We start from the raw sequence: 12,811 nt of genomic DNA, 5'->3' as shown, positions 1-12,811 counted from the left end.
AATATAGTCACTCCTAAATTTAATATAATATTATTTTATAACGAAATGACTAGTAAATGTTTTAAATTTTTGAAAATATTTTAAAAGATATATTTACATAAATTATAAGGTAAGTTCATTATTATTTTACAAAATAATGGTAAATATGAAGTGAATAGGATGTGAGATAACATGGATAAAAAATTATTAAAAAAGTACTTTGATAATAATGATTTTAAAGCAATTGCGATTGTAGTGGGTTCTAAAAAAATGGTGTTAGAAAATGATATTCATCTAGATTATGAAAATGAAATTATTATCTATCCTTTAAAAAATTGTACGCGTATTATCCCGTTTAGCTCTATTTCTTATATTGATTTATTAGAAGAAAATGAGCATTTCATAAATTATTTCAAGGAAACTGTCTAGCGAAAAAAGAGTAGCTATTTCAAAGCTACTCTTTTTACTATGGATATTTAATATTGTTTAACTAATTTGAGTTGATAATTTTTCGTGAAATTATCTACAAGCGCGTATGGAGAAATGATGAGTAAGCCATGTTCGTTAATTGAATTTTTACTTACGCCATATTTATAAGCTTGATAAATAATCTTAGTACAGTATGTAAATCTTTCACTTTTAAGATTTAAAGTGACTAGATATGTCTTATCTGTATCTTTATAGTGTTCTTCAGCCCATTTAGCGGCTCTCTCTCCAGCTCCAGGCATAGAACAACGATAGATTTTAATCCAATCATCTTTGCCTTCACCAAATCGTTGTTTGAAAGAATGGAACGACTCTGTAATAGGTTTGTCCCCAGGGCCTTCTATTTGTAAAACGGTATCGTGATCAAGTGCGATACTAGAATGACCAAAGAAACCATATAAAACTGGGCCCTTAGTAAGTATAATATCACCTGGCTGTAAATCAAAATCATCTTCAGTTGATGAAAGTGGATTAGAGTTACTCGTATAAGCTAATAAGTGTGTTGGAAAAGTTATAAGAATTATCAGTGTAACAAATAATATTTTTATAAATGGAGAAATTGAATATTTCACTTTGATACTCCTTAGAAATTAATAAATCATATTTGATGAGTTATTAATGAATATTACATATAGATATAAATAAAAAAGAACAAAAATAACAGTGTCATTTTGTTCTTTAATTCTACGCTATAATATACCAAATATGAATACGTAGATGAGTAAAGCAAATCCAAAAATATAAAATATTACGGTAAAACCTAAATAGGATTCTTTACGTTCTTCTTTTTTAGATTTAAGTAATAAGCCCAATATAATTGAGGCTGCTATTACAAAAATGATACCAAGCCATAACAATATAGTTAAATGCAAACTCATGTGTAAGCCTCCTAAATTTATATTAAAAGAATGTATATACTATAGGATAAATGTAGTATAAAAGCATAGCAATATTGATTAGAAAAATAACTTCGCTAACCAGGTTCTTGCAAATGAGCGCAGTACTTAAGCTTAGTACAATTGTGATACCACTAATTGTAAGTCCTGGAATTAGCCAGAAGAAATCATCTAATTCTGCATTGTAAGTAACAATGATATTGAAACCCAAAAATAATAGCGTAATAAAAATATTTATCCAAAAAATTTTATTATTATTCATGGGTGTCACCTCTTATTAAATAGTAAAACTTTATATAATCATATCATTTATTGTATACCGGTAAAATGAGTTAATCAAAGTAATTGTATGTTTTTATCTTAATATTAGATTTTGTCAAAAATTTAGTTGCTAATATTGTAAAAGTGAGCAGTAATAAATATCAAACTTATATTTAATCTTCTTTATATACAAAAATGCCAACCAACTTAATGAAGCGGCTGACACAACATCCCTTATAACTTTTGATGAATGTTTTAATATTTATTTTCATTTTTGCATGAAGCTACGTAACTAAACAAATGAACTTCGATTTCTTCACCATATTGTAACAATTACGACAAGTTACCATCTTAATAAATAACAAATTTAGTGATTAATTATTGGGTAAATGATTTAATAATCTTAAACAGTATATTTAATGCAATGAGTTATATACTAGAAACAAGCAAAAGTTGCTAATTACATATTAAAGTTGAGTTATCTTATATGTTTAGACAATATTAATAATGAAATATTTTAAGAGAGATTAATTAAACTGAGGAGAGGAACTATGACATTCTATGATTTTGTAATTGGGTTTATAAACGATGATACACCTCTAGGAATTTTAGCTCAATATATTGAAAACGACTGTGAGTTTCCAAAACATGAACGAAATAACAAAGCTATTAGATCGTATGTTATGTCTAACTACGCCGATCATCAACTTATTGAAAGTACTAATAGAGCAATAAGTCTATATAAATTAATTTGAGTGAGCGTAATACCAATTTTGGGTGTTTAGCGCATTCCACACATCTTTAGTTTTAAAGTTAATTTCATTATCTTTTATTGAAAAAGGCTCAATAATATTTCTGTCCATCCAAGAATTAATTAATTCTTTTGGAACACCATCTAATAACATATCTGTTTTACTTATGATTAAACATTCCCAATCTAACGAGAGCTTATTTGGATTAACATAATTATATTGATTATGGTCGCTCATGAAAGACACTCCTTTTAGAATTGTGAATCTTATAATATTTTATACCCACCATGACGGGACCCAAACCACTTTATAAATTTTTTCTATGTTCTTGTTTTTGAAAATTAAAAAATTAATGTATACTATTACTCGAAAATACAATTGTACTTAGAACGGTTAATAACAAATAAAAGCGTTCAATTAATGTCAGTAATTTGAAACAAAAACTAAGTTTGAGGTGTATACAATGTCAAAAACACTTTATTTAATGAGACATGGACAAACAATGTTTAATTTACGAGGTAAGGTGCAGGGGGCAAGTGACTCTCCTTTAACAAGTTTAGGAACCTCTCAAGCCAAACAAGCTGGTCAATATTTTAACGAACATAATATTTCATTTGGAAATTTATATTCATCGAGCTCTGAACGCGCATGTGATACATTGGAATGCGTCGCACCAAACCAAGACTATAACCGTTTAAAGGGACTCAAAGAATGGCATTTTGGTATTTTAGAAGGCGAAAGTAATGATTTATTAAATGCAAATTATGATATTACAGATGCTTTTGGGGATCGTTTAGTAGTGTTTGACGGAGAGTCTAAAAATAAAGTAGAAGAACGTTTTATAGGTACATTAACTGAAATAATGCGCACATCAGATAGTGATTCGAATTTAGTTGTAAGTCATGGAACTACGATTGACGTATTTTTAAGAAAAGTTATTGGAGATACAGATGCAATTAATTACTTTATTGGCAATTGTCATATTCTAAAATTTGAATATAGAAATAATGAATTTCAGTTTATTGAAAAGATTGATCCAGAAAACGGAGAAATTACTAAACATGAAAATTAAAATATAGCAAATATAGATAGACACAAGTCAAAAAATAAAATAGTAACTCAACATTCTCTACAAGGTCAATTACTTGTAGAGGTTTTTTGCTTTTTAAATCTTCAAAACAGAAATGGCTAGAACCTAAAAACACTTATGATAAGTTATTTTAAGTTCTAGCCTGCTACTATTGTTTAGAAAAACACCTTTAAAATATGAGTTGATAAATTTTTTGAAGTATCATTAATGCAACAATTAAGATAATAATACTTGAAATTTTATTTAGTAAGATTAATAGATGACCTGATTTATCAAAATGACCTACAGTACGACCAGCAATAGATAGAAAGATAAACCATAGCCATGAAACGCTAATTGTCGCAACAGTGAAGGCTACCTTTCCTGAACCACCATAGGCAGAAGCGCTTGTACCTATTACGCCAATGGTATCCATAATTGCATGAGGATTAAGTAATGAAACAGAAAGTGCGAAGCTTATTTGATTTGCAGGTGAGATGCCACCTTGTTCATCAATATCACTACTTTGTTCATGCCACAATGTCCACGCCATATAAAGTAGAAATACTAATCCTATTATGTAAACAATCATTTGAAGTATTGGAAATGACATAAGTATAAGGGACACGCCAACCACTGCTAGTATGATGAGTAAAGAATCACATAAACCAGCTGTAATAACAGCAGGAAGTGCACGCCTAAATTTCGTTTGGTTAGCGCCTTGGTTAAAAACAAATATGTTTTGAGCGCCTAATGGTAGTATTAAGCCTATAGCTAACAATACTCCATGAAAAATAGCTTCTAACAATTTTATCCCCCTAGACTTAAGTATTTTTAAATTTTATAAAATCTGAAAATTTAGAATATATCAATTATTAAAGTGGCTATAAATTAAATGTCTAGAGAAAAATTTTTAATAGTATAGTTAAAATAAGGGATTAAACGATATCATACAACAGCCAATGAACATCGAAATATTCGTCACCAATTTTTGAAGACTTCGGTTCGAGACCCAAAGTTTCAAATCCTATAGATGAGAAAAAGATTTTACCACTAATGTTATTAGAAGTTACACAAGTCATCAATTTTTCAATGTTGCGAGATTTAGCGTGATCTATAGCAAATTGCATTAAATTTAAAATCGTACTTTCATCTTTTTTATCAAGTAAAAATAAATTCTCTATCATAGCTTTGTGCGAACTTCCAACTTGCTTTAATTGACGCAAAGTAACACATGCTACAAGTTTATCATCTTTAAAAGCACCGATAATATTACAAAATTCATCTTCATCGGATAGCATTTGTTTAAGATCTTCGTTTGAAAGATTTTCTAAATAGACTTTGTCCCACGAATAAGTGTGCGTGTTGCTGAATAATAGTTGAGTATAATGGTCTAAATCATTTTGATTTAGTATACGAATATTAGTCATCATGTCCTCCCATAACTGTCATAGTTTAACGTTTCTTACTTATATATATAATAGGTTAAAATCAAAAAACTTGGTATAAAAATGATTTTATAAAAAACTATTTGAGTTTTAATATGTATAAATGTTTTATAAAGTTAATTATTTACTGTATTTATAGAATAACTTAAATTTGAAAAATTCACAAAAAAAGAAAACACAAAAATCCTTGAAAAGATTTTTGTGTCTAAAAATTAGTATATGATTAAAAATAATCACATATTTATTTTATATATAAATTTAATCTACTACTTGAACATTTAAATCAACATCGATGTTACCACGAGTTGCTTTAGAATATGGGCAGAATTCGTGTGCATCTTGTAAATATTTTTCAGCGTCTTCTTGAGACAATACATTTTTAACTTTAGCATCAATCGCTACGCTTAATTTTGGGCTTTCCGCATCAGGATCGTCTTCAAGGCGAACAGTTAAAGTAACTTCTGGTTCAGCGTCACGTACTTTATTTTGTTTTAAGATAAGATCGAACGCACCATTGAAACATGAAGCGTAACCAGCAGCAAATAATTGCTCAGGGTTAGTTGCATTTCCGTCCGCTTGTTGTGGTGGTAATACATCTACATTTATTGCATTATCGTCAGTGTTTACATGTCCTTTACGTCCACCAACGTTAGTAGCTTTTGTTTCATATTGAACTGCCATTATTATTACCTCCTAAATTTGTATACATATATTATCTACCCATTTACATAATTTTAAATCATTGAATATTAATTTTATTGAAAAGTAAGTTACTCAAGGTTGGAGAGAGACAGCCAATAGTTTAAAATAAATACAAGTTAAATTGAGGAAGAAGGGATCATTATGACGAATGTTGAAGTGGCTGCCACAGTTGCTCCCAATCAATTACTGGATACATTAACAATAAATAATATCAAAGAATATAGTAATGATATTGATATAATCGAATTACGAATTGACCAATGGGAAGATCGACACCTTGAATTGCTTAAATCCAATTTAGAACAACTACAAGAATTAAATATAAACGCTAACGTCTTGGTAACGTATCGCACGGTCTCACAAGGCGGTAAAGGTGAAATGACATATGAAGCATACATGACATTATTAAAAGAAATTATTAAAAATCATCATTGCCCAATGATTGATATTGAATGGAATAGTGATTTTGATGTTTTCACGCATCGTGATTTAATTGACCTAGCACATCGATATAATAAACAAGTTGTTGTATCTTATCATAATTTTCAAGAAACACCTGATATAGATATTTTAAAATTCACATATTATAAAATGAATCAATTAAACCCAGATTATGTCAAAATAGCTGTCATGCCACAAGACAAAGAAGACGTAGCTACATTGCTTGAAGCGGTAGCAACAAGTGCCGACACTCTTGATGCTAAGGTGATTGGTATTTCTATGTCTAGTGTTGGCTTAGTTAGTAGAACAGCTCAAGGTGTGTTTGGAGGCACTGTATCCTATGGATGTTTAGGTGAGCCCCAAGCGCCTGGACAAATACATGTTAAAACTTTAAAACAACAACTATTATTTTATAGTAATCATTAAGATACATTTGAAATTAAGAGGTAAAGGTTTTATAATTGAGAAGAGTTATCAACAATAAGGAGCGATAATTGTGGAATTACAAGAGGCAATTGCTTCAAGAAGAAGTATAAAGAAATTCAAACATGATATGACAATAGATGATGATAAGCTTTATCAAGCGATTGAAAAAGCTGCAGATGCTCCAAACCATGGCATGCGAGAACCATGGAGAATTATCCATATAGCCAAAGATAGATTAGGTGAAATGAGCAGAGATGTAACGCATTTTGCATTTCCAAATCATCCTGAGAAACAAGAAGATCATTATAATAATGTGACTAATCTTGGTGGTATGTTAGTGTTAGTACTTAAAACTGACCCAAGACAACGACAAAATCGTGAAAACTTTTTTGCAATGGGTGCGTATGCTCAAAACTTAATGTTGCTATTACATGAACAAGGGATTGGTACATGTTGGAAGACACCACCATACATTTTTGAACCTAAAGTTCGTAAGGTATTTGGCGTTCATGGAGATGAAGTCATTGCAGGTTTCCTTTACCTAACAGATTTAGAAGAAGTGCCACCAAAAGCACCGCGTAAAAACAAACATTTAATTTCAAAATACTAGAATTAATAAAGACGGCTGGACAAATAAATGTCTCAACCGTCTTTATTATTACACGGGCATAGCTAACAGAACTGAGAAAGCATCTATAACAAACTTTATTCAGTTCTAGTCATCTATGCCAGAATAGTATCATCAAATTAATTTTTCAAATTAGATAACTATTCTATATCCTATTTATTAAATGTTTCTGATAAGAATGATTCTACTTGTTCAGGTGATTTAGCATTAGCAGAGTGTAAATGCGCAAGTTTATTGCCATTTTCAAATACTAATAAGCTAGGAATACCCATTACATCATTATCTGCAGCTACATCTTCGAGTTCATCACGGTTAACAGTATACCAATCATAGTCATTATATTTTTCGACGATTGGATCAATCCACATGTCCATAGATTTACAATCAGGACACCAACCAGCTTCAAATTTTACGATAACTGGTTTATCGCTTTCAATTGTTGATTTAAACGCATCAGTTGTATTAATACTTTGCATAATAAACGCTCCTTTAGATAATTACTAAATGTATTATAACGAATAATTTCCTTTAATTAAAAAATTAAGCTTAAAATATAGAGCGTTTACATAGATTATCTGATATATTTAAATTAAGACAGAATAGGAGGTTACATCTGAATGATTAAATTTTATCAATATTCAAATTGCACAACTTGTAAAAAAGCCGCAAAATTTTTAGATACACATGGCGTAAGTTACGAACCAATTGATATTGTACAACACACACCAACTAAAAAAGAGTTTGAAGAAATTATCGATAAAACAGGTGTAGAGGTTAATAAATTATTTAATACCCATGGTGCTAAATATAAAGAACTAGGGTTAAAAGATAAATTAAAAGATTTATCAACTGATGAAAAATTAAATTTATTAGCTTCAGATGGCATGTTAGTTAAACGACCATTAGCTATTGCTGGAGATAATATCACATTAGGATTTAAAGAAGATCAATACAAAGAAATTTGGTTATAGTTTAAAATTACAAATTCTAATTATATAAATTATTGTAACTTTTTGTTTTAATAGTTGAATGAAAACTTACGGTATGGCATCATTAAATTGTAATTAATTTTAGGAGGGGATTCTCGTGGCAGTACCGAGCGAATTAAAATATTCTAAAGAACATGAATGGGTAAAAGTTGAAGGCAACACAGTAACAATTGGTATTACTGAATACGCACAAGGTGAATTAGGTGATATCGTATTCGTTGAATTACCAGAAGTTGATGACGAAATCAACGAAGGGGATACTTTTGGTAGTGTAGAATCAGTTAAAACTGTTTCTGAATTATATGCGCCAGTATCTGGTAAAGTTGTTGAATCAAATGAAGAATTAGAAGATAGTCCTGAGTTTGTTAACGAATCACCATATGAGAAAGCATGGATGGTTAAAGTTGAACTTAGCGATGAAAGCCAATTAGATGATTTATTATCAGCTGATCAATACAAAGAAATGATTGGTGAATAATTAATTTAAACTCCTTGATTGCGGTCATGGAGTTTTTATTTTGCCTATTTTTTGTAAATAATAATCAACAAATTTTAAAATTTATACTTTGTTGATATAAAATGTTAAGTAATCGTAAATAATGTTTAATCTATTAGCGTTATGTGAAAAAGTAACTGATTGTTTATTATCGACTTAGAAGGTGGATTATCATGGCAATTTTAAATAAAGTTATTATTGTTGAAGGCAAATCTGATAAGAAGAGAGTACAACAAGTCATCGCTGAACCTATAAATATTATTTGTACGCATGGTACAATGAGTATTGATAAATTAGATGACATGATTGAAACATTATATGAAAAGCAAGTCTTTGTTCTAGCAGACTCAGATGACGAAGGTGAAAAGATAAGAAAATGGTTTAAACGTCATCTTAGCGAATGTGAACATATCTATGTGGATAAAACATTTTGTGAGGTAGCTAGATGCCCAAAGAATTATCTTGCGCATGTATTGAGTAAACATGGTTTTACAGTTCGTAAAGAGAAACGTCTAATTCCTAATTTAACGACTGAAAGGTTAGTAATCATGCATGAGTAAATCTGTAGAAATAGAAGATATTTGTGAGAATTTTAATAAAGAAAAACATCTAATTTTTGGATACACACCGATGTGTGGTACTTGTAAAATGTCAGAGCGAATGCTAGATATTGCGAATGAAATACTACAATTACCCGTTAAAAAAATCGATTTGAATTACCATCCTAAATATAGTGAGCGTAACAAAATTATGTCAGTTCCTGTTCTAATAGTAATGAATAAAGATATAGAAATAGATAGAATCTATGCTTTTCAATCTGTTCCTTATTTGTTAGAAAAGTTAAAATAATTATTGACGAAATTATAGTGCAATGGTAGGATATAAATTAATTAAATAGTGCGAAAATTCTTATCAAGAGAGGTGGAGGGATGTGCCCTATGAAGCCCGGCAACCGTCTAGTTATAGAAATGGTGCCAATTCACATAAAGTTGATTACTTTAGAAGATGAGAGAAAGATGAATCAATGCTTTCTCAACTTTGCTAAAGTGAGAAAGCATTTTTTAATTACATAATGATTTTTAAGGAGGCACTAAACGTGATTGAGTTAAATCAAGTTGTAAAACGTTATCACACTAAAGATAAAGATGTACTAGCAGTTGATAACGTTAACTTAAATATAGAAACGGGCTCTATTTTCGGAGTTATCGGATTCTCTGGTGCTGGTAAAAGTACGTTAATCAGAATGTTCAATAATTTAGAAGAACCTACTTCTGGCGATATTATTATAGATGGCGATAATATTAACAAACTTTCAAAAGCAGAATTAAGAAGAAAACGACAAAAAGTAAGTATGGTATTCCAACACTTTAATTTATTATGGTCACGAACAGTACTTCGAAATATCACGTTCCCTTTAGAAATTGCAGGGTATTCTAAAACCAAAGCAAATGAAAGGGCGAAAGAATTAATTGACCTTGTTGGTTTAAATGGCAGAGAAAATGCTTATCCATCAGAATTATCAGGTGGGCAGAAACAACGTGTGGGTATTGCAAGAGCTTTGGCTAATGAACCTGACGTCCTCTTATGTGACGAAGCTACAAGCGCATTAGATCCACAAACAACAGATGAGATTTTAGACCTACTGCTAAAAATTAAAGAACGTGAAAACCTTACAATCGTGATTATCACTCATGAAATGCATGTTATCAGACGTGTTTGTGATGAAGTAGCCGTTATGGAAAGTGGACGTGTAATTGAGCAAGGTAAAGTAACGCAAGTATTTGAAAATCCACAACATGAAGTTACAAGACGATTTGTGAAAGATGATTTGGATGATGATTTTGAAGAATCAATCAAACATCTAGAACCATTAGATTCAGATGCATACATTGTTAGACTTAATTTCAATGGTGGTAATACGACTGAACCAGTTGTATCTTACATAAGTAAAACGCATAACATTGATATAAATATTCTTGAAGCAAACATAAAAAATACCCGTGGTGGTTCTGTCGGGTTCTTGGTGGTTCATATTCCACATATTGCTGAAACAGAGTTTGAGACATTTAAAGAAGATTTACATCAGCAACATGTAAATGTGGAGGTGGTTAAGCATGGATAAATCTTATGGTGATATTTTTAAAGAGATGATTACAATGCCTAACGTCCAATGGCCTGAAGTATGGCAAGCCATTTATGAAACATTATATATGACTGTAGTTTCAACTATTTTCGCATTTATTTTTGGATTGATTTTAGGAGTATTATTATTCTTATCAGCTAAGAGTAATTCTAAAGGTGCTAGAGTCTTTTATAGCATCGTTTCATTTATTGTTAACTTATTCCGAGCGATTCCATTTATCATTTTAATCTTGTTATTAATTCCATTTACAAGTGTGATCCTTGGAACAATAAGTGGTCCAACTGGTGCCTTACCAGCTCTAGTTATTGGTGCAGCACCATTCTATGCAAGATTAGTAGAAATTGCCTTCAAAGAAATAGATAAAGGTGTTATCGAAGCGGCTTGGTCAATGGGAGCTAGTACTTGGACAGTTGTCCGAAAAGTATTACTACCTGAGGCAATGCCAGCACTAGTTTCAGGTATTACTGTAACAGCAATCGCATTAGTTGGTTCTACTGCAATTGCAGGTGTAATTGGTGCAGGTGGTTTAGGTAACTTAGCTTACTTAACAGGTTTCACTCGTAACCAAAACGATGTCATTTTAGTTTCAACTGTATTTATTTTAATTATCGTATTTATAATTCAATTTATTGGGGATTGGATTACAAATAAAATTGACAAACGCTAAAAGAAAAGAGGAATGATTCAATGAAAAAACTTTTAAGCTTATTTTTAGTATTAACATTAACAGTCGTTTTAGCAGCTTGTGGTAATGGTAGTGGGGATAAAGATAAAAAAATTGTTGTAGGCGCATCTCCAGCACCTCACGCTGAAATTCTTGAAAAGGCTAAACCTTTACTTAAAAAGAAAGGCTATGACTTAGAAATTAAAACAATTAATGATTACACTACGCCAAACAAATTATTAGATAAAGGTGAATTGGATGCTAACTATTTCCAACATGTACCTTATTTAAAAACTGAAAGTAAAGAAAAAGGATACAAAATTGAAGACGCAGGTAAAGTTCACTTAGAACCAATGGCTGTTTACTCTAAAAAATATAAAAGTTTAAAAGACCTTCCTAAAGGTGCAACAGTTTATGTATCAAATAACCCAGCTGAACAAGGACGTTTCTTAAAATTCTTTGTTGATGAAGGATTAATTAAAATTAAAAAAGGTGTAAAAATCGAAGATGCTAAATTCGAAGATATCACTGAAAACAAAAAAGACATTAAATTCAACAGTAAACAATCAGCAGAATATCTTCCAAAAATCTATCAAAATGAAGATGTAGATGCTGCAATCATCAACTCTAACTATGCGATTGATCAAGGCTTAAGCCCTCAAAAAGATTCAATTGCTATTGAAAAACCAAATAACAACCCTTATGCTAACTTAATCGCAGTTCAAAAAGGACATAAAGATGATGAAAAAATTAAAGCTTTAATTGAAGTGTTACAATCTAAAGAAATCCAAGATTTCATTAAAGACAAATATAAAGGTGCAGTTGTACCAGCGAAATAATAATGAAAGAAACTCCGTAACCATTTTGATTACGGAGTTTCTATTATTTAGAAAGATTTTCTGTCCTTATACAATATACCGACGCCTTGTCCACCAGATCCCATTGTATAATCAAATTTAATAACTTCGATATACGGGTTCTCCTCTAAAAAGCGATTTACTTTTTTAGTTAAACCACTTTCAGTCATAGCGGTAAAATTAATAAATTTCATCATATACCCCCTTTAATTTTATTGTTACAGTGTCATTATATAAGAATTATTCAATAGAATGAAAATATTCTATAATATATAAAATTTATGAATAAGGTGTTTAATGATAAGATTATAGGGGTATTTAATCATTAAGTGAAGATACAGACAATCAAGGAGGAATTTTAAATGGCTGAAGATAAATTTGAACAAGCAAAAGGTAACTTAAAAGAAACTGTTGGTAACGTAACTGACAATAAAGATTTAGAAAAAGAAGGTCAAAACGATAAAGCTTCTGGTAAAGCCAAAGAAGCAGTTGAAAACGTTAAAAATAAAGCTAACGACCTTATCGATAAAGTAAAAGGTAATAACGATAACAAATAATTTGTCTATATCATAAA

The 12,811-nt window shown here is 30.4% G+C and carries 22 protein-coding genes and 1 riboswitch; of the genes, 13 read left to right on the top strand and 9 right to left on the bottom strand.

Features of this window, described 5'->3' with window-relative positions:
* Positions 1 to 171 precede the first annotated feature (171 nt).
* Positions 172 to 408 carry a hypothetical protein gene (locus NR218_RS11740; RefSeq protein WP_016931008.1) on the top strand — a complete coding sequence of 79 codons (237 nt, stop codon included), beginning with the start codon at positions 172 to 174 and terminating at the stop codon, positions 406 to 408.
* A gap of 47 nt (positions 409 to 455) precedes the next feature.
* Here NR218_RS11740 and lnsA read toward each other — a convergent pair whose 3' ends face one another.
* The 3 genes from lnsA to tsaA form a co-directional block, all read right to left on the bottom strand.
* The gene (gene lnsA, locus NR218_RS11735) at positions 456 to 1,013 is read right to left on the bottom strand and encodes a lipoprotein N-acylation protein LnsA (RefSeq protein ID WP_301401055.1); all 558 of its coding nucleotides are present in this window, start codon (positions 1,011 to 1,013) and stop codon (positions 456 to 458) included.
* A gap of 141 nt (positions 1,014 to 1,154) precedes the next feature.
* Complete coding sequence (gene tsaT / locus NR218_RS11730; protein ID WP_011276326.1) at positions 1,155 to 1,343, bottom strand: type II toxin-antitoxin system toxin TsaT; 189 nt, start codon at positions 1,341 to 1,343, stop codon at positions 1,155 to 1,157.
* Between the two features lie 22 nt (positions 1,344 to 1,365).
* The gene (gene tsaA, locus NR218_RS11725; RefSeq protein ID WP_016931010.1) at positions 1,366 to 1,623 is read right to left on the bottom strand and encodes a type II toxin-antitoxin system antitoxin TsaA; all 258 of its coding nucleotides are present in this window, start codon (positions 1,621 to 1,623) and stop codon (positions 1,366 to 1,368) included.
* A 550-nt stretch (positions 1,624 to 2,173) separates the two neighbouring features.
* Between tsaA and NR218_RS11720 the strand changes: the two genes are divergently transcribed.
* Positions 2,174 to 2,377, top strand: coding sequence for a sterile alpha motif-like domain-containing protein (locus NR218_RS11720; protein WP_016931011.1), 204 nt, complete (start codon positions 2,174 to 2,176; stop codon positions 2,375 to 2,377).
* On the opposite strand, the gene NR218_RS11715 is transcribed toward NR218_RS11720, so the two are convergent.
* Positions 2,369 to 2,611: a hypothetical protein gene (locus NR218_RS11715; RefSeq protein ID WP_011276324.1), complete on the bottom strand. Its 243-nt coding sequence runs from the start codon at positions 2,609 to 2,611 to the stop codon at positions 2,369 to 2,371. The genes NR218_RS11720 and NR218_RS11715 overlap by 9 nt on opposite strands.
* A 226-nt stretch (positions 2,612 to 2,837) precedes the next feature.
* On the opposite strand from NR218_RS11715, the gene NR218_RS11710 reads away from it, so the two are divergent.
* Positions 2,838 to 3,446 (top strand): histidine phosphatase family protein, encoded by a 609-nt coding sequence (locus tag NR218_RS11710; RefSeq protein ID WP_016931012.1) that lies wholly within the window; start codon positions 2,838 to 2,840, stop codon positions 3,444 to 3,446.
* Positions 3,447 to 3,633: 187 nt separating this feature from the next.
* On the opposite strand, the gene NR218_RS11705 is transcribed toward NR218_RS11710, so the two are convergent.
* The 3 genes from NR218_RS11705 to NR218_RS11695 form a co-directional block, all read right to left on the bottom strand.
* Entirely contained in the window at positions 3,634 to 4,251 is a 618-nt protein-coding gene (locus NR218_RS11705; RefSeq protein WP_016931013.1) for a LysE/ArgO family amino acid transporter, read from the bottom strand.
* Between the two features lie 130 nt (positions 4,252 to 4,381).
* Positions 4,382 to 4,873, bottom strand: a complete 492-nt coding sequence (locus tag NR218_RS11700) for a GNAT family N-acetyltransferase (protein ID WP_016931014.1) — start codon at positions 4,871 to 4,873, stop codon at positions 4,382 to 4,384.
* A gap of 276 nt (positions 4,874 to 5,149) precedes the next feature.
* Positions 5,150 to 5,572, bottom strand: coding sequence for an organic hydroperoxide resistance protein (locus NR218_RS11695; RefSeq protein WP_016931015.1), 423 nt, complete (start codon positions 5,570 to 5,572; stop codon positions 5,150 to 5,152).
* Between the two features lie 162 nt (positions 5,573 to 5,734).
* Between NR218_RS11695 and aroD the strand changes: the two genes are divergently transcribed.
* Positions 5,735 to 6,460: a type I 3-dehydroquinate dehydratase gene (gene aroD, locus NR218_RS11690; protein WP_016931016.1), complete on the top strand. Its 726-nt coding sequence runs from the start codon at positions 5,735 to 5,737 to the stop codon at positions 6,458 to 6,460.
* A 70-nt stretch (positions 6,461 to 6,530) separates the two neighbouring features.
* Complete coding sequence (locus NR218_RS11685; protein WP_011276318.1) at positions 6,531 to 7,070, top strand: nitroreductase; 540 nt, start codon at positions 6,531 to 6,533, stop codon at positions 7,068 to 7,070.
* Positions 7,071 to 7,240: 170 nt separating this feature from the next.
* On the opposite strand, the gene NR218_RS11680 is transcribed toward NR218_RS11685, so the two are convergent.
* Positions 7,241 to 7,564, bottom strand: coding sequence for a thioredoxin family protein (locus tag NR218_RS11680; protein ID WP_011276317.1), 324 nt, complete (start codon positions 7,562 to 7,564; stop codon positions 7,241 to 7,243).
* A gap of 141 nt (positions 7,565 to 7,705) precedes the next feature.
* Here NR218_RS11680 and NR218_RS11675 point away from each other — a divergent pair, with 141 nt between their 5' ends.
* The 7 genes from NR218_RS11675 to NR218_RS11645 all read left to right on the top strand — a co-directional run bounded on the left by NR218_RS11675 (position 7,706) and on the right by NR218_RS11645 (position 12,219).
* The gene (locus tag NR218_RS11675; protein WP_011276316.1) at positions 7,706 to 8,059 is read left to right on the top strand and encodes an arsenate reductase family protein; all 354 of its coding nucleotides are present in this window, start codon (positions 7,706 to 7,708) and stop codon (positions 8,057 to 8,059) included.
* Positions 8,060 to 8,174: 115 nt separating this feature from the next.
* Positions 8,175 to 8,555, top strand: coding sequence for a glycine cleavage system protein GcvH (gene gcvH / locus NR218_RS11670; protein ID WP_011276315.1), 381 nt, complete (start codon positions 8,175 to 8,177; stop codon positions 8,553 to 8,555).
* Between the two features lie 191 nt (positions 8,556 to 8,746).
* Entirely contained in the window at positions 8,747 to 9,133 is a 387-nt protein-coding gene (locus NR218_RS11665; RefSeq protein ID WP_011276314.1) for a toprim domain-containing protein, read from the top strand.
* Positions 9,126 to 9,422 (top strand): thioredoxin family protein, encoded by a 297-nt coding sequence (locus tag NR218_RS11660; protein WP_011276313.1) that lies wholly within the window; start codon positions 9,126 to 9,128, stop codon positions 9,420 to 9,422. The genes NR218_RS11665 and NR218_RS11660 overlap by 8 nt, the downstream gene beginning before the upstream one ends.
* A 57-nt stretch (positions 9,423 to 9,479) precedes the next feature.
* A riboswitch (SAM riboswitch) is annotated at positions 9,480 to 9,585 on the top strand.
* A gap of 84 nt (positions 9,586 to 9,669) precedes the next feature.
* The gene (locus NR218_RS11655) at positions 9,670 to 10,695 is read left to right on the top strand and encodes a methionine ABC transporter ATP-binding protein (RefSeq protein WP_011276311.1); all 1,026 of its coding nucleotides are present in this window, start codon (positions 9,670 to 9,672) and stop codon (positions 10,693 to 10,695) included.
* A complete protein-coding gene (locus tag NR218_RS11650) occupies positions 10,688 to 11,383 on the top strand; it encodes a methionine ABC transporter permease (RefSeq protein ID WP_011276310.1) in 696 nt (231 codons plus the stop codon). Before NR218_RS11655 ends, NR218_RS11650 begins: the two co-directional genes overlap by 8 nt.
* Positions 11,384 to 11,403: 20 nt before the next feature.
* On the top strand, positions 11,404 to 12,219 hold the full coding sequence (locus NR218_RS11645; protein WP_011276309.1) for a MetQ/NlpA family ABC transporter substrate-binding protein: 816 nt from the start codon (positions 11,404 to 11,406) through the stop codon (positions 12,217 to 12,219).
* Positions 12,220 to 12,266: 47 nt separating this feature from the next.
* Here the strand turns inward: NR218_RS11645 and NR218_RS11640 are convergent, their stop codons facing one another.
* Positions 12,267 to 12,431 carry a hypothetical protein gene (locus tag NR218_RS11640; protein WP_016931019.1) on the bottom strand — a complete coding sequence of 55 codons (165 nt, stop codon included), beginning with the start codon at positions 12,429 to 12,431 and terminating at the stop codon, positions 12,267 to 12,269.
* 168 nt (positions 12,432 to 12,599) lie between these two features.
* Between NR218_RS11640 and NR218_RS11635 the strand changes: the two genes are divergently transcribed.
* Positions 12,600 to 12,794, top strand: coding sequence for a CsbD family protein (locus tag NR218_RS11635; RefSeq protein ID WP_011276307.1), 195 nt, complete (start codon positions 12,600 to 12,602; stop codon positions 12,792 to 12,794).
* Positions 12,795 to 12,811: the final 17 nt, after the last annotated feature.

The organism is Staphylococcus sp. SUC_1.2 (assembly GCF_026222585.1).
This window is presented reverse-complemented; position numbering and strand designations above follow the sequence as displayed.